The sequence below is a fragment of the Bradyrhizobium sp. SRL28 genome, assembly GCF_018596315.1.
Taxonomy (GTDB): domain Bacteria; phylum Pseudomonadota; class Alphaproteobacteria; order Rhizobiales; family Xanthobacteraceae; genus Bradyrhizobium.
Genome location: NZ_JAHEAG010000017.1, coordinates 141262 through 160652 on the forward strand (window position 1 = coordinate 141262; position 19391 = coordinate 160652).

Below are 19391 nucleotides of genomic sequence, written 5' to 3' on the forward strand. Positions count from 1 at the left end.
TAGGTTCCACAATGCCCTGGCAGGGGTGTTACCCTATGGATGAACGGCTGAAGTTCATTGCCCGCTTACCGAACTGGCGCGCTCGGAAGGATTCGAACCTCCGACCCTCGGAATCGAAATCCGATGCTCTATCCAGCTGAGCTACGAGCGCGTGCGGTCTGCCGATTATCAGACTTGGCCCGGCAGGGCCAGCAGCGGAATGTCAGTAGCAGGGATGCCGCCGTCGGTCCTGGCCGATATAGGCAGCCGCGCTCTGGCGGCAGAGGATGGTGGAGGGACCGTCGTAATAAGCGAAGGTGCCGGGCTGCAGGCCGGGGCCGTAATTGTGCAGATAGCTGATCGGGTAGGGCAGGCCCCAATGGTGCAGGTGGTGCCGATTATGGCGGGCGTCTGCCAGGTTTGGGGCGAGGGCCGCAGTGGCGAGGAGGGCGGCGGCAACGAAAAACTTCGTTTTGGTCATTTTGATTCTCCGGAAGTCCCACTGAAAGAGTAGCGAATTCGGGCTGAGCGGATAGCCGTTCGTGCGAAGAAAGCGCGTTAAAACAACATGATAGGCGCTGAACCTCTGATTCGACCGAAGCTTCCGCCCCTGACATTTTCGCCGATCTGATTTGGCATTCTAGGAGAAACGGGTAGAAAAGCTGCGGAAAACCACGCTAACGCGCCCATTTTTGGCCTCAAGGGATGCTTAACGAATTCCCAACACAGTCCGGCCAGAATTTTGCTGTCCGGTTCTGACTCTACGGGCCGACCTATCCCGCGTCTCACAAAGGCTATCCGGTTCCCGATCGACCCATGCGCATCACGTCTCTTGCCCTGCTGTCCCTGTCAGTGCTGGTCGCGAGCCCGGCGCGCGCCGACCTGCATATTAGGCGCGATCACGGCGGGTATGTCGAGGAGTACAAGACCAAGTACAAGCGCATCCGCGACCGCAAGGAGCGCGTGATCATCGACGGCATCTGCAATTCGGCTTGCACGCTGGTGTTCGGCATCGTGCCGATGAACAAGATCTGCGTCACGCCGAAGGCCAGCGTCGGTTTCCACCAGGCCTATTACGACAAGGCCTTCACCTTCGGCATCAAGGTCACGAGTGCGGAGGGGACGTCGGACCTGATGTCCTATTATCCGAACTCCGTGAAGGACTGGATCCGCAGGAATGGCGGGCTCACCACCGAGATGAAGAAGATCAAGAACGGTGGCGAGCTCTGGAAGATCGTCGATCCCTGTCCGGAAGAGTGGTAGTGCGCGACGCAATCGCGTTGCGTTGAACTGAGCGCCCCACCCACCATTGTCGTCACCCGCCTTGTGCGCAATTGCGCACTGGGGCGGGTGACCCAGTATTCCAGAGACGCTCGCGATTCATCGAGAAGCCGCAGCGTACTGGATACCCCGCTTTCGCGGGGTATGACGTCTGCGGAAAGCGTGATCTCCTAGAACGTCACCACGCCACGGATCGACTCGCCGCGCTTCATCAGCTCGAACGCGTTGTTGATCTCGGCAAGCGGCATCACATGCGTGATCATCGGGTCGATCTGGATCTTGCCCTGCATGTACCAGTCGACGATTTTCGGCACGTCGGTTCGACCACGCGCGCCGCCGAAGGCGGTGCCTTTCCAGACCCGGCCGGTCACCAGCTGGAACGGCCGCGTCGAAATCTCGGCGCCCGCCGGCGCCACGCCGATCACGATCGACTGGCCCCAGCCGCGGTGGCAGGCTTCCAGCGCCTGTCGCATCACCGTGACGTTGCCGGTGCAGTCGAAGGTGTAGTCGGCGCCGATGATCGTGTCGGCGCCGGCGAGCCGCAGAACCTGCAGCACGTTGAGCCCGATGCCGCCAAGCCCGAACACGATCGCCTTCGCGCCTTGCTCGACCTTCGCAGTGTTGATGACCGCGCCGATGCCGGTCGTGACGCCGCAGCCGATGTAGCAGACCTTGTCGAACGGCGCGCCTTCGCGGATTTTCGCCACCGCGATCTCCGGCAGCACGGGTGTAATTCGCAAACGTCGACGTACCCATGTAGTGATGAACAGGCTTGCCGCCGATCGAGAAGCGCGAGGTGCAGTCGCCCGGCGCGATCAGTTCTTGCCGCATAGCCTATGATCGGGCAACAGGGACGCCAAATGACTGGCGATTTTGAAAAAATTGCCGCGCGCGCGGCGCCGGCGATCTTTGTCGTGCTCTGGAGCACGGGCTTCATCGGCACCAAATATGTGCTTGATAGCGCCGAGCCGCTGACCTATCTCGCGATCCGCATGGCCTTCGTCGTGGGACTGATGGCGATCATCGTGGCTGTGGCGCGGCCACGCTGGCCGGATCGCATCGGCATCGCACACAGCGCCGTCGCCGGCATTCTGGTGCATGGAATCTATCTCGGCGGCACGGCGATCGCGATCGCGCATTCGATTCCGGCGGGGCTCTCGGCCTTGATTCCCGGCCTGCAGCCGATCCTCACCTCGACGATTGCGAGCCGCTGGCTCGGCGAACGCGTCACGCCGCTGCAATGGGGCGGATTGCTGCTCGGGCTCGCCGGCGTCGTGCTGATCCTGCACGACAGGCCGATGGGCGGGGAGGCGGGCTGGGGATGGCTCGCCTCGGCCGTATCGCTGGTCAGCATCACGCTCGGCACGCTCTACCAGCGCCGCTACTGCGGTGCGATCGACTGGCGCTCCGGCAATCTCGTGCAATACGTCGCGGTGACGATTTTCTTCGGCCTCGGCGCATGGCTGTTCGAGACCAATGTGGTGCACTGGACCACCGAGTTCATGCTGGCGCTGGCCTGGCTTGCCGTGGTGCTGTCGATCGGATCGATCGGGCTCTTGTACTGGCTGATCCGCCGCTCGGCCGCGACGTCGGTGGCGAGCCTGTTCTATCTGGTCCCGGCGGTGACGTCCTTGATGGCGTATGTGCTGTTCGGCGAGAAGCTCGACGCGGTTTCGATTGTTGGCATGATCGCCTGTGCTGCAGCGGTGCTGCTGGTCAACCGCCGCTCAGTTTGAAGTAGAGCGCTCGGCCTTCATGCACGTATAAATTTCATTAATCTTCTCAGTATTTTCCCTGGGTTGTGCCCATTAAGGCGATCGTAAGCAAAACGGGTCAGATTGGGCCCGATTTTGGGGGATTTCTCGTTATGACCACGCGATCCATTGGAAAGTTTCTGCCGGCGCTGAAGCTGCGGCTCGGCACCAAGGCCGTCATCTCGGCCATCCTGCTGATTGCGGTAAACACCGGGCTGGTGGTGGGGGCGGCCCATTGGTCGCTGACCAACGAATTCGGTGACCGGGCGCTGCGGGACATCGAGGTCAATCTGCGCACGCTGGGCCTGGCGTTTGCCGAGACCTACAGCGACGCCAAGATCACCATCAAGGACGGGGCCGTCGCCCGCGCCGAAATAGCCAAGATGCCCGAGTTTAAGGACCACGCGATCGTCGATCGCGCCGTGGGCTATACCGGCGGCAACGCGACCCTGTTCGTCTATGACGACGCCAGCAACCAGTTCGTCCGCCGCACCACCAACGTCAAGAAGGAGAACGGCGACCGCGCCGTCGGCACCCAGCTCGCCCCCGACCACCCGGGGCAGGCGGTCGTGCGTCGCGGCGAGGCCTATAAGGGGCCGGCGACGCTGTTCGGCAAGACGTTCATGACGGCGTACTATCCGATCGTGAATTCGGGGAAGGTGGTCGGCCTTCTCTATGTCGGCATTCCCATGGCTCACTACGAGACCATGCTGTCGCATGCCATCCAGAACATGGCGATCGCCGCCGGCATCGCGACGCTGCTCGTGATGATGCTCACCATGGTGCTGGTGCGGCGGGTGACCAAGCCGCTGACGTCGGTTGCGGCTTCGCTCACCGCCATCGCCAACGGCAACGCCGATGTCGAGATCAACTGCGACGATCGGATGGACGAGATCGGCGAGATTGCGCGTACTCTTGCTGTCTTCAAGAACAATTCGGTCGAGCGCCGCCGGATGCGCGACGAGCAGACCGCGGCTGCCGCTGCAGCCGCCGAGCATCGCAAGACCGAACTGCGCGGATTCGTCGACGAGTTCCAGACCAGCGTCGGCAGCATCCTCGACAAGGTGCTGAGCTCCTCCAGCGAATTCGAGCGCGTCGCGCGGCAGCTCACCGAGACCGCGCGGACCACCGCCGGGCTGTCGGGCAAGTCGGCGGGCGCTTCGGAAACCGCCTCCGAACATGTCCGCACCGCGGCGACCGCCTCGGACGAACTTTCCAGCTCGATCGCCGAAATCACCCGCCGGGTCCAGGAATCGAACGGGATCGCGGCAGATGCCGTTAAGCAGGCGGTCGCCACCGACCAGCGTATCAACGAATTGTCGGAAGCCGGCGCGCGGATCGGCGACGTGGTGAAATTGATCACCTCGATTGCCGAGCAGACCAATCTGCTGGCGCTCAACGCCACCATCGAGGCGGCGCGGGCAGGTGACGCCGGCCGCGGCTTTGCCGTGGTGGCGCAGGAGGTCAAGAGCCTCGCCGGCCAGACTGCGAAGGCGACCGAGGAGATCTCCAGCCAGATCGGCAACATGCAGCTTGCGACCGAAGAGTCGGTCAGCGCCATCAAGGCGATTGGCCAGACCATCGAACGCATCAGCGATATCGCCACCTCGATCTCGGCGGCCGTCGAGCAGCAGCGCGGCGCGACCCAGAACATCGCCCAGAGCGTTCGCGCAGCGGCAAGTGGAACGGCTGACGTCGCGGCCAACATCCGCAACGCGGCGCAAGGCGCCGACGAGACCGGCGAGACCTCGAGCCGGATGTTTGCTTCCGCGCAGAATCTGTCGAACGAAAGCCTGCAGCTGAAGGCCGAGGTCGAAAAATTCCTCGACCGCGTCCGCGCCGCCTGATCGGAGCATCACGGCGGCGGAGCCCGCCGCCCGTGAAACCGGAAGCCTCCGGATTCGTAGTTTGCCTATACTGCGAATGATTGCCCCTCGTTCCCGGGCTGGAGGGCTTTGCGTGAACCGATACGCCGCGCTCTATCTGGTGACGCTGTTCGTCATCGTTCCCCTTGATTTCCTGTTCCTTGGCGTCGTCGCCAAGGACTTCTTCACCTCCCAGGTCGGCAACATGCTGGGCGAGATCAAGCTCGCTCCCGCGATCCTGTTCTATCTGCTCTACGTCGCCGGCATCGTGATCTTCGTTAGCGGCGGGGCAGGGGCGAACTGGCAATCGACGCTGCTCTATGGCGCGCTGTTCGGGTTCTTTTGCTATGCGACCTTCGATCTCACGTCGTTGGCGCTGCTCAAGCATTGGAGCTGGCAGGTTGCGATCGTCGACATCAGCTGGGGCGCGTTCGTGACGGCGATCTCATCGACCGCCGGACTGCTCGTTGCGAATTGGCTGGTGGCAAAGGGATGAATCGTAGGGTGGGCAAAGCGAAGCGTGCCCACCACTACTTGCGTCGCTGTTGATGGTGGGCACGCTGCGCTTTGCCCACCCTACGAAGCTACGATAACTCGCTCGAGATCCCGGGTCTGGTGCTAACGCACCATCCCGGGATGACGGTTTCGATTGCATAGCAATCGCAACCGTCACTTCGGCTGCGGCACGATGCGGATGTAGGGCTTCGGCGCCTTCCAGCCTGCCGGATAGATCGTCTTCGCTTCGTCGTCGCTAACCGAACCCGCGATGATGACGTCCTCGCCCTGCTTCCAGTCGGCCGGCGTCGCGACGCGATGCTTGGCCGTCATCTGCAAGGAGTCGATGACGCGCAGGATTTCCGCGAAATTGCGGCCCGTGGTCATCGGATAGACCAGCACCAGCTTGATCTTCTTGTCCGGCCCGATGATGAACACGTTGCGGACGGTCTGGTTGTCGGCGGGCGTGCGCGTGAGCGGATCGCCCGAGGTTGAGGCCGGCAGCATGTCGTAGAGCTTGGAGACGTTGAAATCGATGTCGCCGATCATCGGGTAGTTCGGCGCCGCGCCTTGCGTCTCCTTGATGTCCTCGGACCATTTCGAGTGCCGGTCGACGGGATCGACGCTCAAGCCCATCAGCTTGACGCCGCGCTTGTCGAATTCCGGCTTCAACTTTGCGAGAGCGCCGAGTTCGGTGGTGCAAACCGGCGTGAAGTCCTTCGGGTGCGAGAACAAAAGCGCCCAGCTGTTGCCGATCCAGTCGTGGAAATTCACTTTTCCTTCGGTGGTCTGGGCTTCGAAATCGGGGGCGACTGCGCCAATCTGGAGTGCCATGATACGACCTCATCTTATTCTAGTTACAGGAAAATTCGTCTTTGGGATTATAGAAGTCTGAAGCGGTTAAGTGAACCGGTTAGCGCAAAAGGTGAGATCCTTCTCCGCATGCCCGGAACTCCTAGCATCTTCTTTTGATCTGCGCCTCTGCGACGAAAAGAACCGGCTTGCTCCAGCATTCATCCGGGTTGGATCAGGCTCTGGAGCTATGTTTTTGTTTGATCGCAGTCTTTTCAAAGCTGTTCCACTTTTCTGCCCTCGCTCGGTGCCCCGATATTGCCTTTTATCGCCCGCATCACGCCGGGCCGTTTTGCACCCGGGAGTGCTTGGTCCCTGAACCGTGACCGACCTCACAGCGACCAATTGGCAACCATCTAAGAATCTCGGAATGCGAGTTTCGATTCGTTAACCGCTCGTTCATGCCCCGTATGGAAATGCTGGACCGAAATAGAAATTGAGAAGTGCAATTATGTCTACCGCGACTGCCAAGACCGCTGACAAGGCTGCTGAGGCCTCCGAAGTTCCCCAACCTTCCTGCCGCAAGACTGCGGCCCACGCGCTCACGATTGTGCGCGACGGCGTGATCACCGGCGAGGGGCCGACGACCAAGGGGCGTATCCATTTCTCCCGCGCGCTCGATGCCGACGACGCCGCCTGGTGCGAGCGCATCCTGACCGTGAGCGCGGTCGAGCATCAGGCCGTGAGCCGCGCCGAAGTCGAGGCGCTGTTTGAAATCAGCGATGCCGCCGCCGAGCGTACCGACGACGGACGTTTCGACGACCTCCTGGCCAAGGCGGTTGCCCACCATGCAGCCTCCGAGTCCGGCCTGCCGGTGCCGCCGCGCACGGTTGCGCTGTCGCCCGATACCGACATCGAGAGCTGGGCGCCGACGCAGGCCGCCAAGATCGACACCAAGGTGCTGGAATGGCTTGCCAGCCAGATGCGCGGCAAGCGCCGCATCAACCACCGCCTCATGGCACTGGTCGCAACCCTGATCGGCGTAGCCGCTCTGCCGCTCGCGCAACTGCCGGGCATGCTGGATATGGGGATGCTGTAGGTTCATCTGCGGATCATTGAATTCCAGGCGGCGGGGGTTACTTCCCGCCGCTTTTGTTTTTGAAGGTCTTGCGTCCTCCTCCACTGTTATCCTCCGCGCATGCGGGGGATCCAGTACGCCGCGGCCTATCGGTTCAATCGCTATGGCCTCTGGAATACTGGGTCACCCGCCTTCGCGGGTGATGACAGGTGAGTATGTGTCGGCGATCTCGCGGCGCAATTCGCCCGAGGCTTGCCAGAAACTTCCCGCCCTCTCGAAATAGAGGGCGCAGGGAAGACCGGGTGCGCGCTGCACCCGCGGTCTCGCGTGCATTTGCACACAAAGAATGCGCACACGAGCATACAGGTTCAGCGGAAACACTCCGGCCTTCCCTGCGCAATGGCTTTACGGCTTACTTCGTGCTCTCCCCGGTGAACGGCTTTCTTGCCACCGTCGCTGCTCAAAAATGAATCTGCGCAACTTGACGCCAGCACCGCGGCGCCAGAACCACACGACTTCGCCGTACGCGTCAGGCGCGTACGTCTATCGCGCCATCTGCGTCCATCGCATCTCACCGCACGTTCGTGACGATGGCCAACGCCCCTCATCTGCCGTGAGACGCGCGGAGTTATGCCGGTGATTTGGCCTGCAAGTTAAGCGGAATATTTTTGCAGAGGGGGCTGGACAGGTTTTTGGTGATTTGCCCGACAAGTGGTTTTTGTCACACCGTTGCCTCGCAATGACGGTGAAAGGCCGCAGTTCGTAGGGTGGGCAAAGCGCAGCGTGCCCACCATCGGAGTAGCGGCGCAAAAATGGTGGGCACGGCGCTATGCGCCTTTGCCCACCCTACGAGCTGGCGGGGTAGTTCGTGCAAATTTGGCTGGAAAGTTCTTGGCGTCCGGGGGTTTAATTCCCGCTCCGGGATCCCCATATAGACCCCATGGCACAATGGAAATCATCGACCACGCGGCAACCACCGATGACGAAGGATGAGTTGCGCTTGATGCTGGCCGAAGCGGTCCGCAACACGCAGCCAATCGCGGATCACGGGCCGAAAGGCTCCCCAAAGGCCGAGGACGATCAGCGCTAGCTGGCCGCCAGCGGCCCGCCGCTCATTCGCAAGCCTAAAAACGGAATAAGGCGCGGCGGCTGATGCTGATCCCGACGGCTTGGCCCAATCGGACGTTCACAAAGGAATAGCGATGCGGATAGCTGCCAGGCCCACCGAACAGGAGATCATCGAGGGCCCGCAAGCGGTATCCTTTCAGATCGCGAACGGGAACGCGCGGCAGTGCTGCATTCTGCAAACCGAGTTGCCGACGAAGGCGCTGGCGCAAAAATATCTTCTCGCAAATTGGCCTGTTATCGAAAAGATGGCGCGCGACGCGCTCGCGGCGGGAAATCTCGAAGACGGCCAGATCAAACTCGTGGCCTGAGCCGTTCATTGGCCTGAGCCGTTCATCATCAACGCCAGTTTTGGATTGCAGGACCAGTCATGCTGAAAGATCGCGAGAATATCCTGAATGCGCTCCGCGAGAAACCGCAAAAGGCCTATCAACTCATGCGGCGTGCCAATCTCGCGAATGAGGAAGCCTGCCAATCCCTGCTTCTGAAGATGCGCGACGAAGGCCTGGTGAAATTCGACATCCACAAGGGGCTATGGCTCATCGGATAGTCAGAGGCTCATCGGATAGTCAGATACATACGGCGGGGTTATCTCCCCGCCGTTTTCTGTTTCCGCTTCCAGCACGTGTAGCCCGCATGAGCCACCGGGTCGCGCGAATGCGCGCCCGATGACAGGCTCCGCGACATGCGTGGGGCGCCTGGCGAAGAGTCCCGGATGTCGCTGCGGTCACCTTTTTGTCGCCCAGATGGTTCTGCACCGCCATGCGCACGGTCTCCGGTTTTAGCATCCGGCCATTGCTGGAACCTGCCTCAAGGGCGGCGCGCGGCGGCAGGCAGTCAAAACCCGATATTCCCGGGCGCATCCATGGAAACATTGCAGCCTGAGGCCGTTCTCATCGGCAGGAGGCCGCAATGAGCAAATTTCACGAGAGAGCCGAGGCCCAGACAAAGCAGCTCATCGGGCAAATGCTCGGTGATGAGCTTCTGGTCCAGGAAGGCAAGAAACAGCAACGGGAAGCGACCGAACCTGGATCGTCCGACGGTGGCCATGACCAGGGCATCGTCCGCGACGAGCGTGGACAGGAGCAGCCTGCCGATAAGGAGCGCGCCCAGCGCGTGAGCAGGGTGGACAGAGGTGGAGACCCACCCGGGAAGAAAGTCTAGCTCACCTTCGCTTGCGAAGGCCGTCGAATTAGGTGCGTTGGGATAAAGACTCTCACGGCGCCGAGTTGGTGCGGGATCGAACTCTCTGGGAGAATTTTCATGGACCTGAATTGCAAGAACCCCGCCACCTCTGGTTTCGAACAGTCATGAAAAGCAAAATCGTCGCCGCCGAACAGGGCGCGCAGATCCACGTCGTGGTTCTGGAATCGGGCGAGGAGGCATTCGCCGCGCTCACCCGGTTCGTCAGGGACAAGGAAATTTCAGCCGCATCGCTGACCGCGATCGGCGCCTTCGAGCGGGCGACGGTCGGGTGGTTCGACATCGCCTCGAAAAGTTACAGAAAGATCGAAGTCGGCGAACAATGCGAGGTCCTCAGTGCGATCGGGGACGTTGCCGTCGGTGATGATGGCAAGCCAACCCTTCATGTCCACGCCGTGCTCGGCCTTTCCGATGGTTCTACACGCGGCGGCCATCTGCTGGCGGGCACGGTCAGGCCGACGCTGGAAGTGGTTCTGACCGAAGTCCCGGCGATGCTTCGACGAAAGAAGAGGGCGGACCTTGGGATCGCGCTGATCGATCTTGAAGGTGCGCGAGGCTGACCGTCGAGCCGCGAACTCGACAAGCTCCTGTCGGCCTTCGAAAACATCAGGACGAAACGGAGGATCAGATCGAAAGGCTGGAAGAGACATTCGAGTGGCGGGCTGTCTTACGCCGGCGGAGACGGCAGCAGCCCGCAGATGCAGATGATGTCATTTCTGTCCAGACTGCCACTTAAGAAAGTCGTTGTAAGCCTTGGCCGCATCCTGGGAAGAGACGTTTTCATTGCCGTGTTTCTGGACGAGAAACTTGCGAAATTCTTCGGCCGTTGCAGCGGTCGAGCCCGGTTGCGGTGCCGCCGCCGGCGGGGCTTTGTCCAGCCAGTCCTGAGCGGGCTTGAAACGTTCCAGTCCGGCGACGTTGATCGATAATACGGTGTCTTTCCATTTCGGATGACGTGGGGGCTGCTGTAACTGCCCGATCTTGCCGAACAACGCATCGACGAACCGCGCAACTCTCCGGTAGCGTTCGCTTTCAGGCGGCCAATTGTACACCATCAGCACGGTTGGAACGGCAAGGGCATAGACCTTGGTGTCTTTCGGCACGAGGTTTGGATATTCCTCGGACGAGAAAGACGACGGCAGATAGATATCCTGCAATGGCTTCGCGTAGGGAATCTCCAGCAGATGAAATTTCCCTGCCTCGTTCTCGATATTCTTGATGACCGGAGCGCCCTTCGAAACGCTCGCAATCCATGCGTCACGCTCGCCGTTGAGCAGCTTTTGCAGTCCGCCGGTGGGATCAGTCTGCCAGTCGATATCAGCCTCGATGCCCATGCGGCGGAAGATGATGCGCGCCGCCGGAAATCCGATGCTCCGTTCGGCGAATATCCTCTTTCCCTGGAGATCCTGCAGACTCCTGATCTCCTTCCGCGCCACGATGTGGATGTCGTTGTGGAACAGACGGGCGATGTAGCGGACACGCTTGGCAATGTCCGGAATGTTGTATTCGGTCTTCGCGAACTCCAGCGCGTCGTACGTGACGAAGCCCATGTCGATGTTCTTCAGACGGAGGATGTCGACGAGATTCTGGACCGCGCCCTTGCCGAGGATTGGCAGCACCCGGAGCTTGTCGCCATCGTCGAGCACCGAGGCCATGTCGGAGCCCATGATCGACATCGGGCCGCCGATCGGAGCCGTGATCACCGTGACGGTGCCGGCATTGAGAATATCTCGCTCGGGGAGTTCGTTGCCTTGGGCCGGGCCGCGCTGCTGCGCACTGGCAGCGCCAGCGAACAAGGCCCACAGCATGCAAATGGTAACGCCAAAGATCGCGCGCATGGAATGTCTCCCATCAGCAATTCAGTGGCAGCGAGGAAGGCTAAACGCCCAAATGATGGCTGAATTGCGGATCGCAACGGGCCGCAACAGGCGTGGCGGGCCCATGGCCAGCGCGATCGAGCCTTCGCGGAATGCCGACGACCTCTCCTCTGGGTTTACGTTCCTCCAGTTCACGATCTTGGGCTGATCGCGCTCGCGTCGGCTCTGCAGGCGGCATGAACAACGCTTTCGGCCGTGATCTCCATACAGTCGTCCTGCACGCTGACCCGCGGCCGAGGCGTCGCGCGCGGCTTAGGAACCATTCCGTTCAATCCGATGTTGTCCGCGCACCAACAATGGAGGACGTCATGGCTGAGAAAGACCTCAACGAACTATTTCTCGATACGCTCAAGGACATCTACTACGCCGAAAAGCAGATCCTGAAGGCGCTGCCGAAAATGGCGAAGGCCGCCAATTCGGACAAGCTGCGGGCCGCGTTCGAAAAGCATCATGATGAGACCGAGGGGCATGTCGAGCGCCTGGAACAGATATTCGAGCTGCTGGGCAAGGCCGCGCGCGGCAAGAAGTGCGATGCCATCGAGGGCATTCTCGATGAAGGCAAGGGGATCATGGAGGAGTACGCCGACACGCCCGCGCTCGACGCCGGCCTGCTGGCCGCTGCACAGGCGGTCGAGCATTACGAGATTTCACGCTACGGCACCCTGAAGGCCTGGGCGCTCAAGCTCAATAATTCGGAAGCCGCGAAGCTGCTCGACCAGACCCTGGCCGAAGAGAAGAAAACCGACGAAAGCCTGACCAAGCTTGCCGAGACCGCCGTCAACTATGAGGCCGCGGCATAGCTGCGTTAGCCGGCCGGCGGCGCTGATGGTTCTGCAATCCACTCCGTGATTTCGAGGCCGGCCCAGGTTGGCCATATCGGAAAGCGCCATCGTCGGCCCTTGCCGCAACCGAATAGAGAAAGCCCCGCCAACCCCGTTCAAGGGATTTTCGGCGGGGCTCGAGTTTGACGTTACGGGGGGAAGAAACGCCGGTACGGGAAAACCCGGGCCGTGCCCGATCGTTACCGTGCTCGCTTCGCCCCACGTTTCACCAATCGTGCCGAGGGCAGATATTGCGAGGAAGCGCCACGACAAAACGCTCGCCGAGGTAGTAGTTTTACGAGGTCGAACAAATATTTGCGCGAGCGACGCCAGCGTAAGCAAACGTTTAGCCGCTGTCCGTAAAATACCGGCATCAACTTTTGCATTAACCGCTGGTTAGTCATGCGCCTTCTGCCGATGAAAGAGCCGGACAGGTCCTGGCGGTCGATCAAGGGCCAATGGAAGAAGGACGCTGAAAGCGTCGGCGAGGACTTTTCGACCTTTTCGACGGGAAGCTTTGCGGCTTATGACGGCCTGACCAAGGACGGGGACAACCCCAACCTTTATTGCCTTTCTGACGGTGAACGGGTTCATGCGGCCTGCCAGGTCAGCCGCCTGATGATGAGCAAGTTTCCGAACCCCATTCTGCGTGCGCGCTTTATCCTGGTGTCGCCGATCTACGACCTGGGGATCGCAGACGCCGGCCAATACGCCCAGATGATGGTGGCGCTGTTCTCCGGCATCGTATGGCTGTCGCGGGATACGATGACCGCCAGCCACATCCGCTTCTTTCTGAAGAGCCCCGGGGATTCGCAGTTCTTCGCGCCGCTGCAGGCCGCGACAGAGCTGTCGCCGTTCTCGGAGTTCACGATCGACGGCGCGCTGATCGAATGCAGCCTCAAGGAAGCTGAACTGGCGGAAAGCGCCTGATTTCGCGGCCGCCTTAACCTCGCGATAACTCATTTTGCTAACGCCCTCTTGGGTTGTGTTCCCTACAACATGCGGCTGTGGGGGCGGCGGAAAATGCTGAACAATTCATCGCAAGACGTCATCGCGGGGAGCCGGCCGCTGTTCGGTGGCGGCGTGCCGTGGCGAATCCGGATGGGTGCCATCCAGTGGCTGATCCTGAGCGCTGCGGCGCTCGTGATCGCAATCGCGCTCGGGACCGGCTATTTCGCCCTGGAATATCGCGAGCGCGCGCTGGAGGTCGCCGAGCGCCAACTCAACAATACGGCGCTGTTGCTGTCGCGGCACTTTGACCAGCGGCTGAGCGACCTGCAGCATGTGCACGACGATGTCCTGGCTGCCATGCGGGCCGACGGCGTCGATACTGCCGATCAGTTCGAGACGAAGATGTCGACATTGGCCGCGCACGAAATGCTGCGCGCCAAACTGTCGGTGCTTCCGCCTGTCGGTGCCCTGAATCTGTGGAGCGCCAAGGGCTTTCTGATCAATTCCTCCGAAATGTGGCCGGTGCCCGACAGCAACATCAGAGAACGGCGTTACTTCCGGGAATTTACCTCGGGACTGCCGACCCCGGACGTGATCGTTGAACCGGTCGTCAGCAAGGTCACCAGGAATTGGACGCTGGTCTTTGCCCGCAAGATCATCGGCCGTAGCGGCGAGATCGTCGGCTTTGCCATCCGCGGCGTCGAACCTTCCCACTTCGAGAACTTCGTCGCCTCGCTGGCGCTGGACCGCGACACCGCGATCTCGATGATCCATCGCGACGGCACTATCATTGCGCGCTATCCCAAGGACGACAAACTGGTTGGCCTCAACGTCGCCAATACCGCTGCGTTCCAGAGCGCGCTGGCGATGGACGGGAACATTTCCGGACGCTTCACCACTGCGAGGTTGTTGGAAGACAAGGTCGGCGCCGTCAAATCGCTGTCGCACTTTCCGGTCCTGATCGTCGCGACCACCCGGACGGAGGCGGCGCTTGCCGACTGGCGGGCGCAGGCCAGGTTGCAGTTTTCTGCGGCCGTGCTGGCGATCATGGTGGTCATCGTCATGGTCTTCCTGATCGTGCGCCAACTGCACCGCCAGCATGTGCAGGCACAGCGCAAGCTTTCGGAAAAGAGCCAGCATCTCGACACCGCGATCAATAACATGACGCAGGGACTGCTGCTGTTCGATTCTTCGGGGCGGCTCGTCATCTGCAACCAGCGCTATATCGATTTGTTCGGTCTCTCCGCCGATGTCGTCAAGCCCGGCGCTCATCTGCGCGACCTGATCCGGCACCGCCAGGAACGCGGCTCCTTCGTCGGCGACGTCGACGCCTATTGCGCACGGTTTCTCGATCCCGACAGCAGCCTCGTGCAGGACACCGTGACCTCGACGCCCGACGGGCGCACGATCCGGTTGATCTTCAAGCGCTCGCCGGACGGCGGCTGGGCCACGACGATGGAAGACGTCACCGAAGGGCGACGCGTCCAGGCCAGGATCGAGCATCTCGCCCATTACGACGCGCTGACCAATCTGCCGAACCGCTCGCTGTTCCAGCGCCATGCGGAAGGGTTGCTGCTGGAAACCGAGGGGCGCGAATTTGCGATCCTCTATATCGACATCGACGAGTTCAAACGCATCAACGATACGCTGGGACATCTGATCGGCGACGAATTCCTGAAAAGCGTGGCAGATCGGCTGAGCCAGTCGGTGGGCCCTGAAGATTTCATCGCCCGCCTTGGCGGGGATGAATTCGCCATCCTTCAGCACGGCATCGACAGCGCCGAGGACGTTCACGCGCTGGTCGCGCGGATCTATCAGGCGCTGCGCACCCCGTTCGATTGCCATGGCCATCAATTTTCCAGCGACGCCAGCATCGGCATCGCGATCGCGCCGCGCGACGGCTCGGATCTGTTCGATCTCCTGAAGAACGCCGATCTCGCGATGTATGCGGCGAAAGCGGCTGGCCGCAGAACCTATCGCTTCTTCGATCCTGCGATGGAGCAGCAGGCCAATCATCGCCGCGAACTGGAAGCGGACTTGCGCGCGGCGCTGGCCGAGGGCAGCTTCGAGCTGCACTATCAGCCGCAGGTCGACCTGCGCAGCGATCGTGTCACCGGCTGCGAGGCGCTACTGCGCTGGCGGCATCCGGTGCGCGGCATGGTGTCTCCGGCCGACTTCGTGCCGGTCGCCGAGGAAACCGGCCTGATCGAGGAGATCGGGCAGTGGGTGTTGCGCACGGCTTGCGCGGAAGCTGCGAGCTGGCCGAACCATGTCCGCATCGCCGTCAACGTCTCGCCGATCCAGTTCCGGTCGGAAACGCTGTCGCTGAAGGTCGCGGCTGTTCTCTCCGAGACCGGGCTCGACCCGCGCCGGCTCGAGCTGGAGATCACGGAAGCCGTCCTCATCGCCGACGACGACGCGGCGCTGGCGACGCTGAATCAGCTCCGCACGCTCGGGGTTCACATCGCGCTCGACGATTTCGGAACCGGCTATTCCTCGCTGCAATATCTGCAGCGTTTCCCGTTCGACAAGATCAAGATCGACCGTTCCTTCGTCAAGGAGGTGACGCGCAATTCCTCGTCGGCCTCGATCATCCGCGCGGTGGTGAGCATCGCCGCCGACCGCAACATGGTCACCACGGCGGAAGGCGTCGAGACCCTGCAGCAACGCGAGACCGTGCAGAATCTCGGATGCACCCAGATGCAGGGCTACCTGTTCAGCGCGGCGCGTCCGGCGCAGGAAATCCGCGTGCTGCTGGCATCGGGGGAGGCCGGCGTCGAGGACGCCGCGTAAGGCTGGAGATCGGGTTGCTTCAGCCCGGCTGCGGCCGCGCCTCGGAAATCGCCTTCCTGAGACTCCGCGACAGCAGTTCCACCGAATAGGGTTTCTGGATCAGCTCGAAGCCGCGGTGGGCATTCTCCGCCAGCACGTTGCTGTAGCCGCTGGTCAGCACCACGGGCAGGCCGGGATAGCGCTCGCGCACGATGCCGGCGAGCTCGACGCCGTTCATCCCGGGCATGATGACGTCGGAAAACACCAGGTCGGCAGAAAACTCGTCCTCGGCAAGGATCGCGAGCGCGGCATCCGCGCTGGCGACGCGGCGGACGGTGTAGCCGAGATCTTCCAGCAGCTCGGTGGAGAACTGTCCGACGTCGTCATTGTCCTCGACCACGAGGACGCGGTAGCCGCGGCCGCGCGCGGCGGGTTCGCTGCCGCTCGCGGCGGCCTCGACGGCATCGGCCGGCACTGCGGCCTGCGGCAGGTAGATCGTAAACGTTGCGCCCTGGCCGGGATCGCTCGCGACCGCGATGTCGCCGTCGGATTGCTTGGCAAAGCCGAACGCCTGGCTGAGGCCGAGGCCGGTGCCTTTGCCGACTTCCTTGGTGGTGAAGAACGGCTCGAAGATCGTCTCGAGCAGGGCAGGCGCGATGCCGGTGCCGGTATCGGTCACGGTGATGGCGATGAAGTCGCCGCTGCGGGCGGGCTGGGCGCGGAGCGGCGGAATGGAATCTACCTTCCCGACCTGGATATTCAGCCGGCCCTCGCTGTCCATGGCATCGCGGCTGTTGACGGCGAGATTCATAAGGGCGGTTTCGAACTGCGCGACATCGGCGATCGCGAAACAATTTCGATCGGCGACGTCGACGTCGATCCTGATCCGGGCGCCGATCAGCGGGCGGATCAGTTGCGCCACCGCCTCGACCTGGGTGCCGACATTGAACACCTGAGGCTTCAGCGGCTGCCTGCGGGCGAACGCCAGCAATTGTCCGGTCAGCTTGGAGGCGCGCTCCACCGTCTCGGCAATCGCGTCGATGTAGCGCCTTCGTCGCTCTTCCGGCAGTTCGCGGCGGCGCAGGAAGTCGGTCGCGGACCGGATGATGGTCAGCAGATTGTTGAAATCGTGCGCCACGCCGCCGGTCAATTGTCCGACCGCTTCCATCTTCTGCGACTGGCGCAGCGCCTCCTCGCCCCGGCGGCGCTCGGTGATGTCGATGGCCTCCGGCACGGCGCCGATGATCGCGCCGTGCTGGTCGTGCAAGGGGCGCATCGCGAAGTCGAAATAGCAATCGCCAATCGGCAGATGCAGCAGCATCTCGGTCTGGATTTCTTCGCCCCGCATGACGGCGAAAAAGGCGTCGCGGACGGCGTCCCGCATGCCTTCGGTTCCGGTGAACCACGGCGTTTCCCAGAACGGCTTGCCGATCACCTCGCTGGCGTCCGTGCGGATTCCGGCAAGCGCGATCTTGTTGGCATACAGGACGTCGCCGTGCAGGTTGAGCAGGCTCTGATACTGATGGCTGGTCTCGAAGATCGCCCGCATCTGGGCTTCGCTGGATTCGAGCTGCGCCGTCCGCTCGGTGATCCGCAATTCGAGGATTTCGTTCAGCCGGCGCAAATCGTGCTCGGCCTGCTTGGCTGCCGTGATGTCATGGGCGACGCCGATGAAGCCGATATGCTTGCCGGTCGGATCCCAGCGCGGCTGGGATTCGGAGCGCAGCCACCGCCATTCGCCGTCGGCGCGCTGATAGCGGGCCTCCAGCACGAACGGTTTGAGCGAGGCTTCGCCCGCGACCGATTCCTGTACGATGCGCGACTGGTCGTCCGGATGCAGCCGCTTGCGCCAGTCGAACACGATGGCTTCCTCGAACGGCAGCCCGAGGAAATCGAGATAGGCCTGGTTGGCGAAGGAACGCGTGCGGTCGAGCTTGGTGACCCAGACCGGCACCGGCGCGCTGTTGGCGATCAGGCGAAAGCGTTCCTCGCTTTCGCGCAAGGTGGCTTGCGCCAGCATTTGAGGGGTGACGTCGCAATCGGCGCCGACCAGGCGCAGCGCGCGGCCGTCGCTGTCGCGCTCGATCTTGGCGACGACGCGGATCCAGCGGGTCGTACCATCGTTCGGCCGCAGGATGCGGTATTCGGCCGAATAATCCTCGCTCTCGCTCTTCAGCACGCCGAACAGATGCTGGACCGTTCGCTCGCGATCCTCGGGATGGATTCGGCTGACCCATTCCTCATAGGTCTCGTTGGCCGCGTCGGGCGGCAAGCCGTGAACCAGGAGATATTCGGGGGAGCGGCGATTCTTGACGCCGTCACGGAAATCGATTTCGAGACCGCCGACGCCGGCGATGCGCTGGATCCGCGCCAGTTCCGCTTCGCGTTCCTGCAGCGCACGATGGGCGCGGTCGCGTTCGCTCGCGATTTGCTGCAGATGCCGTCGCAAGCGTTCGGCGGCAGCTTCAGGCAGAACGTTCGAATCGGAAGGGGTCATGCGTGCAGGCAACCTCTGCCGACACTTTCACACAGGAAGCGGCGGTTTTGCCAGCGTCATTTACTCTTCGTGGTTGATCGGCAGTTGTAGGCCCTGCGGAACCCAGCCGCCTGCGCATCATCCTCGGAACAGAACCAGCGATCCGGTTTCAGGCCCGGATAGGAGCGGCACGCCTGCAGATGATAGATGCCGAGGTTCCCGGTGACGCGGGCGCGGACGGCGTATTTGCCCTTGATGCTGCAACCCGCCGGCATCACGAGATCTTCGGGGAACAAGGCCTCGCGGATTTCGTGGTCGCGATCGGCGCGGCACGCGGCGCCGAGCAGGGCGCCGTCCTTCTTGCCCGCGCGGAACTCGCGCGGCGCTACGAAGCACCCTTTCCACAGACCCTGGCGGTCGTCCTTGGCGCGGGCTTCGTCCGCCTGGAAGCGGCCGGAGGCGGAGGCTTCAACATTCAAGGCAAAGCCGTTGCGGACCAGCAACTGGCTGAGGCTCGTGGTCTCGCCCTCGATCTTGCACACGCCGATGCGCCGTTTCTTGTAGCTGGGATCGGGACCGAGATCGTCGCAGCGGACCTGTTTGCCGCCGGTCAGTTTTGCCAATTGATCGCGCGCCTCGATACCGCAGGTCCAGCTATCGGCGTGCTCGTCGATGCAGAACTGGTCGACGGTTGGGACATCGATGCCGTCGAGCCGGTAGGTGACATTGCCAAGCTGAAGCGTGCTGCCATCCCGGACGATGGCGGTGGCGGCCGAACTCTGGCTGGCCGGAAGTACGATCGATAGCAACGCCGCAACCAGAAAAATTCGTGACCGCATCTGTTTCACTTTAAATAGATTTTGTACCGATGCCTTCTAGCACATGCTGGTGTCAAGGAACCAAGCGCAGTGGCCTTACGCCT

At 61.9% G+C, this 19391-nt stretch carries 17 protein-coding genes, 1 tRNA gene and 1 pseudogene; 11 read left to right on the top strand and 8 right to left on the bottom strand.

Annotated elements, in window-relative coordinates; translation table 11 throughout:
* Window positions 1-74: 74 nt before the first annotated feature.
* Both KIP88_RS27635 and KIP88_RS27640 read right to left on the bottom strand, forming a co-directional pair.
* Window positions 75-151, bottom strand: a tRNA-Arg gene (locus KIP88_RS27635).
* A 51-nt stretch (window positions 152-202) separates the two neighbouring features.
* Window positions 203-460 (bottom strand): hypothetical protein, encoded by a 258-nt coding sequence (locus KIP88_RS27640; RefSeq protein WP_214491221.1) that lies wholly within the window; start codon window positions 458-460, stop codon window positions 203-205.
* Window positions 461-795: 335 nt separating this feature from the next.
* Here KIP88_RS27640 and KIP88_RS27645 point away from each other — a divergent pair, with 335 nt between their 5' ends.
* Window positions 796-1242 carry a hypothetical protein gene (locus KIP88_RS27645; RefSeq protein ID WP_214491222.1) on the top strand — a complete coding sequence of 149 codons (447 nt, stop codon included), beginning with the start codon at window positions 796-798 and terminating at the stop codon, window positions 1240-1242.
* A 188-nt stretch (window positions 1243-1430) separates the two neighbouring features.
* On the opposite strand, the pseudogene KIP88_RS27650 reads toward KIP88_RS27645, so the two are convergent.
* Window positions 1431-2064 (bottom strand): annotated as a pseudogene (locus tag KIP88_RS27650) (zinc-binding dehydrogenase); the annotation flags it as partial.
* 56 nt (window positions 2065-2120) lie between these two features.
* Here KIP88_RS27650 and KIP88_RS27655 point away from each other — a divergent pair.
* The 3 genes from KIP88_RS27655 (at window position 2121) to KIP88_RS27665 (ending at window position 5375) form a co-directional block, all read left to right on the top strand.
* Complete coding sequence (locus tag KIP88_RS27655; RefSeq protein WP_214491223.1) at window positions 2121-2996, top strand: DMT family transporter; 876 nt, start codon at window positions 2121-2123, stop codon at window positions 2994-2996.
* Window positions 2997-3127: 131 nt separating this feature from the next.
* Window positions 3128-4861 carry a methyl-accepting chemotaxis protein gene (locus tag KIP88_RS27660; RefSeq protein ID WP_214491224.1) on the top strand — a complete coding sequence of 578 codons (1734 nt, stop codon included), beginning with the start codon at window positions 3128-3130 and terminating at the stop codon, window positions 4859-4861.
* A 112-nt stretch (window positions 4862-4973) separates the two neighbouring features.
* Window positions 4974-5375 (top strand): DUF2177 family protein, encoded by a 402-nt coding sequence (locus KIP88_RS27665; RefSeq protein WP_214491225.1) that lies wholly within the window; start codon window positions 4974-4976, stop codon window positions 5373-5375.
* Window positions 5376-5548: 173 nt separating this feature from the next.
* On the opposite strand, the gene KIP88_RS27670 is transcribed toward KIP88_RS27665, so the two are convergent.
* Window positions 5549-6208 carry a peroxiredoxin gene (locus KIP88_RS27670; protein ID WP_214491226.1) on the bottom strand — a complete coding sequence of 220 codons (660 nt, stop codon included), beginning with the start codon at window positions 6206-6208 and terminating at the stop codon, window positions 5549-5551.
* A 469-nt stretch (window positions 6209-6677) separates the two neighbouring features.
* On the opposite strand from KIP88_RS27670, the gene KIP88_RS27675 reads away from it, so the two are divergent.
* On the top strand, window positions 6678-7265 hold the full coding sequence (locus KIP88_RS27675) for a hypothetical protein (RefSeq protein WP_214491227.1): 588 nt from the start codon (window positions 6678-6680) through the stop codon (window positions 7263-7265).
* 1103 nt (window positions 7266-8368) lie between these two features.
* Here the strand turns inward: KIP88_RS27675 and KIP88_RS27680 are convergent.
* Window positions 8369-8689 carry a hypothetical protein gene (locus tag KIP88_RS27680; RefSeq protein ID WP_214491228.1) on the bottom strand — a complete coding sequence of 107 codons (321 nt, stop codon included), beginning with the start codon at window positions 8687-8689 and terminating at the stop codon, window positions 8369-8371.
* A gap of 50 nt (window positions 8690-8739) precedes the next feature.
* On the opposite strand from KIP88_RS27680, the gene KIP88_RS27685 reads away from it, so the two are divergent.
* From KIP88_RS27685 to KIP88_RS27695, 3 genes are all read left to right on the top strand, one after another.
* Window positions 8740-8919: a hypothetical protein gene (locus KIP88_RS27685; protein ID WP_214491243.1), complete on the top strand. Its 180-nt coding sequence runs from the start codon at window positions 8740-8742 to the stop codon at window positions 8917-8919.
* A 362-nt stretch (window positions 8920-9281) separates the two neighbouring features.
* On the top strand, window positions 9282-9533 hold the full coding sequence (locus KIP88_RS27690) for a hypothetical protein (RefSeq protein WP_214491244.1): 252 nt from the start codon (window positions 9282-9284) through the stop codon (window positions 9531-9533).
* 146 nt (window positions 9534-9679) lie between these two features.
* Entirely contained in the window at window positions 9680-10132 is a 453-nt protein-coding gene (locus KIP88_RS27695) for a PPC domain-containing DNA-binding protein (RefSeq protein ID WP_214491229.1), read from the top strand.
* A gap of 150 nt (window positions 10133-10282) precedes the next feature.
* Here the strand turns inward: KIP88_RS27695 and KIP88_RS27700 are convergent, their stop codons facing one another.
* Window positions 10283-11410: a TAXI family TRAP transporter solute-binding subunit gene (locus KIP88_RS27700; protein ID WP_249791057.1), complete on the bottom strand. Its 1128-nt coding sequence runs from the start codon at window positions 11408-11410 to the stop codon at window positions 10283-10285.
* A gap of 347 nt (window positions 11411-11757) precedes the next feature.
* Between KIP88_RS27700 and KIP88_RS27705 the strand changes: the two genes are divergently transcribed.
* From KIP88_RS27705 to KIP88_RS27715, 3 genes are all read left to right on the top strand, one after another.
* Complete coding sequence (locus KIP88_RS27705) at window positions 11758-12249, top strand: ferritin-like domain-containing protein (RefSeq protein ID WP_214491230.1); 492 nt, start codon at window positions 11758-11760, stop codon at window positions 12247-12249.
* Window positions 12250-12672: 423 nt separating this feature from the next.
* The gene (locus KIP88_RS27710; RefSeq protein WP_214491231.1) at window positions 12673-13200 is read left to right on the top strand and encodes a hypothetical protein; all 528 of its coding nucleotides are present in this window, start codon (window positions 12673-12675) and stop codon (window positions 13198-13200) included.
* A 171-nt stretch (window positions 13201-13371) separates the two neighbouring features.
* The gene (locus KIP88_RS27715; protein ID WP_374226522.1) at window positions 13372-16014 is read left to right on the top strand and encodes an EAL domain-containing protein; all 2643 of its coding nucleotides are present in this window, start codon (window positions 13372-13374) and stop codon (window positions 16012-16014) included.
* A 19-nt stretch (window positions 16015-16033) separates the two neighbouring features.
* Here KIP88_RS27715 and KIP88_RS27720 read toward each other — a convergent pair whose 3' ends face one another.
* Complete coding sequence (locus tag KIP88_RS27720) at window positions 16034-18490, bottom strand: PAS domain-containing sensor histidine kinase (RefSeq protein WP_249791058.1); 2457 nt, start codon at window positions 18488-18490, stop codon at window positions 16034-16036.
* Between the two features lie 56 nt (window positions 18491-18546).
* Window positions 18547-19308: a thermonuclease family protein gene (locus KIP88_RS27725; protein WP_214491234.1), complete on the bottom strand. Its 762-nt coding sequence runs from the start codon at window positions 19306-19308 to the stop codon at window positions 18547-18549.
* Window positions 19309-19391: the final 83 nt, after the last annotated feature.

Coding starts and splice junctions, on each gene's coding strand:
- KIP88_RS27640 (WP_214491221.1), bottom strand. CDS start 460: ATGACCAAAACGAAGTTTTTCGTTGCCGCCGCCCTCCTCGCCACTGCG.
- KIP88_RS27645 (WP_214491222.1), top strand. CDS start 796: ATGCGCATCACGTCTCTTGCCCTGCTGTCCCTGTCAGTGCTGGTCGCG.
- KIP88_RS27655 (WP_214491223.1), top strand. CDS start 2,121: ATGACTGGCGATTTTGAAAAAATTGCCGCGCGCGCGGCGCCGGCGATC.
- KIP88_RS27660 (WP_214491224.1), top strand. CDS start 3,128: ATGACCACGCGATCCATTGGAAAGTTTCTGCCGGCGCTGAAGCTGCGG.
- KIP88_RS27670 (WP_214491226.1), bottom strand. CDS start 6,208: ATGGCACTCCAGATTGGCGCAGTCGCCCCCGATTTCGAAGCCCAGACC.
- KIP88_RS27675 (WP_214491227.1), top strand. CDS start 6,678: ATGTCTACCGCGACTGCCAAGACCGCTGACAAGGCTGCTGAGGCCTCC.
- KIP88_RS27680 (WP_214491228.1), bottom strand. CDS start 8,689: ATGAACGGCTCAGGCCACGAGTTTGATCTGGCCGTCTTCGAGATTTCC.
- KIP88_RS27685 (WP_214491243.1), top strand. CDS start 8,740: ATGCTGAAAGATCGCGAGAATATCCTGAATGCGCTCCGCGAGAAACCG.
- KIP88_RS27690 (WP_214491244.1), top strand. CDS start 9,282: ATGAGCAAATTTCACGAGAGAGCCGAGGCCCAGACAAAGCAGCTCATC.
- KIP88_RS27695 (WP_214491229.1), top strand. CDS start 9,680: ATGAAAAGCAAAATCGTCGCCGCCGAACAGGGCGCGCAGATCCACGTC.
- KIP88_RS27700 (WP_249791057.1), bottom strand. CDS start 11,410: ATGCGCGCGATCTTTGGCGTTACCATTTGCATGCTGTGGGCCTTGTTC.
- KIP88_RS27705 (WP_214491230.1), top strand. CDS start 11,758: ATGGCTGAGAAAGACCTCAACGAACTATTTCTCGATACGCTCAAGGAC.
- KIP88_RS27710 (WP_214491231.1), top strand. CDS start 12,673: ATGCGCCTTCTGCCGATGAAAGAGCCGGACAGGTCCTGGCGGTCGATC.
- KIP88_RS27715 (WP_374226522.1), top strand. CDS start 13,372: ATGGGTGCCATCCAGTGGCTGATCCTGAGCGCTGCGGCGCTCGTGATC.
- KIP88_RS27720 (WP_249791058.1), bottom strand. CDS start 18,490: ATGACCCCTTCCGATTCGAACGTTCTGCCTGAAGCTGCCGCCGAACGC.
- KIP88_RS27725 (WP_214491234.1), bottom strand. CDS start 19,308: ATGCGGTCACGAATTTTTCTGGTTGCGGCGTTGCTATCGATCGTACTT.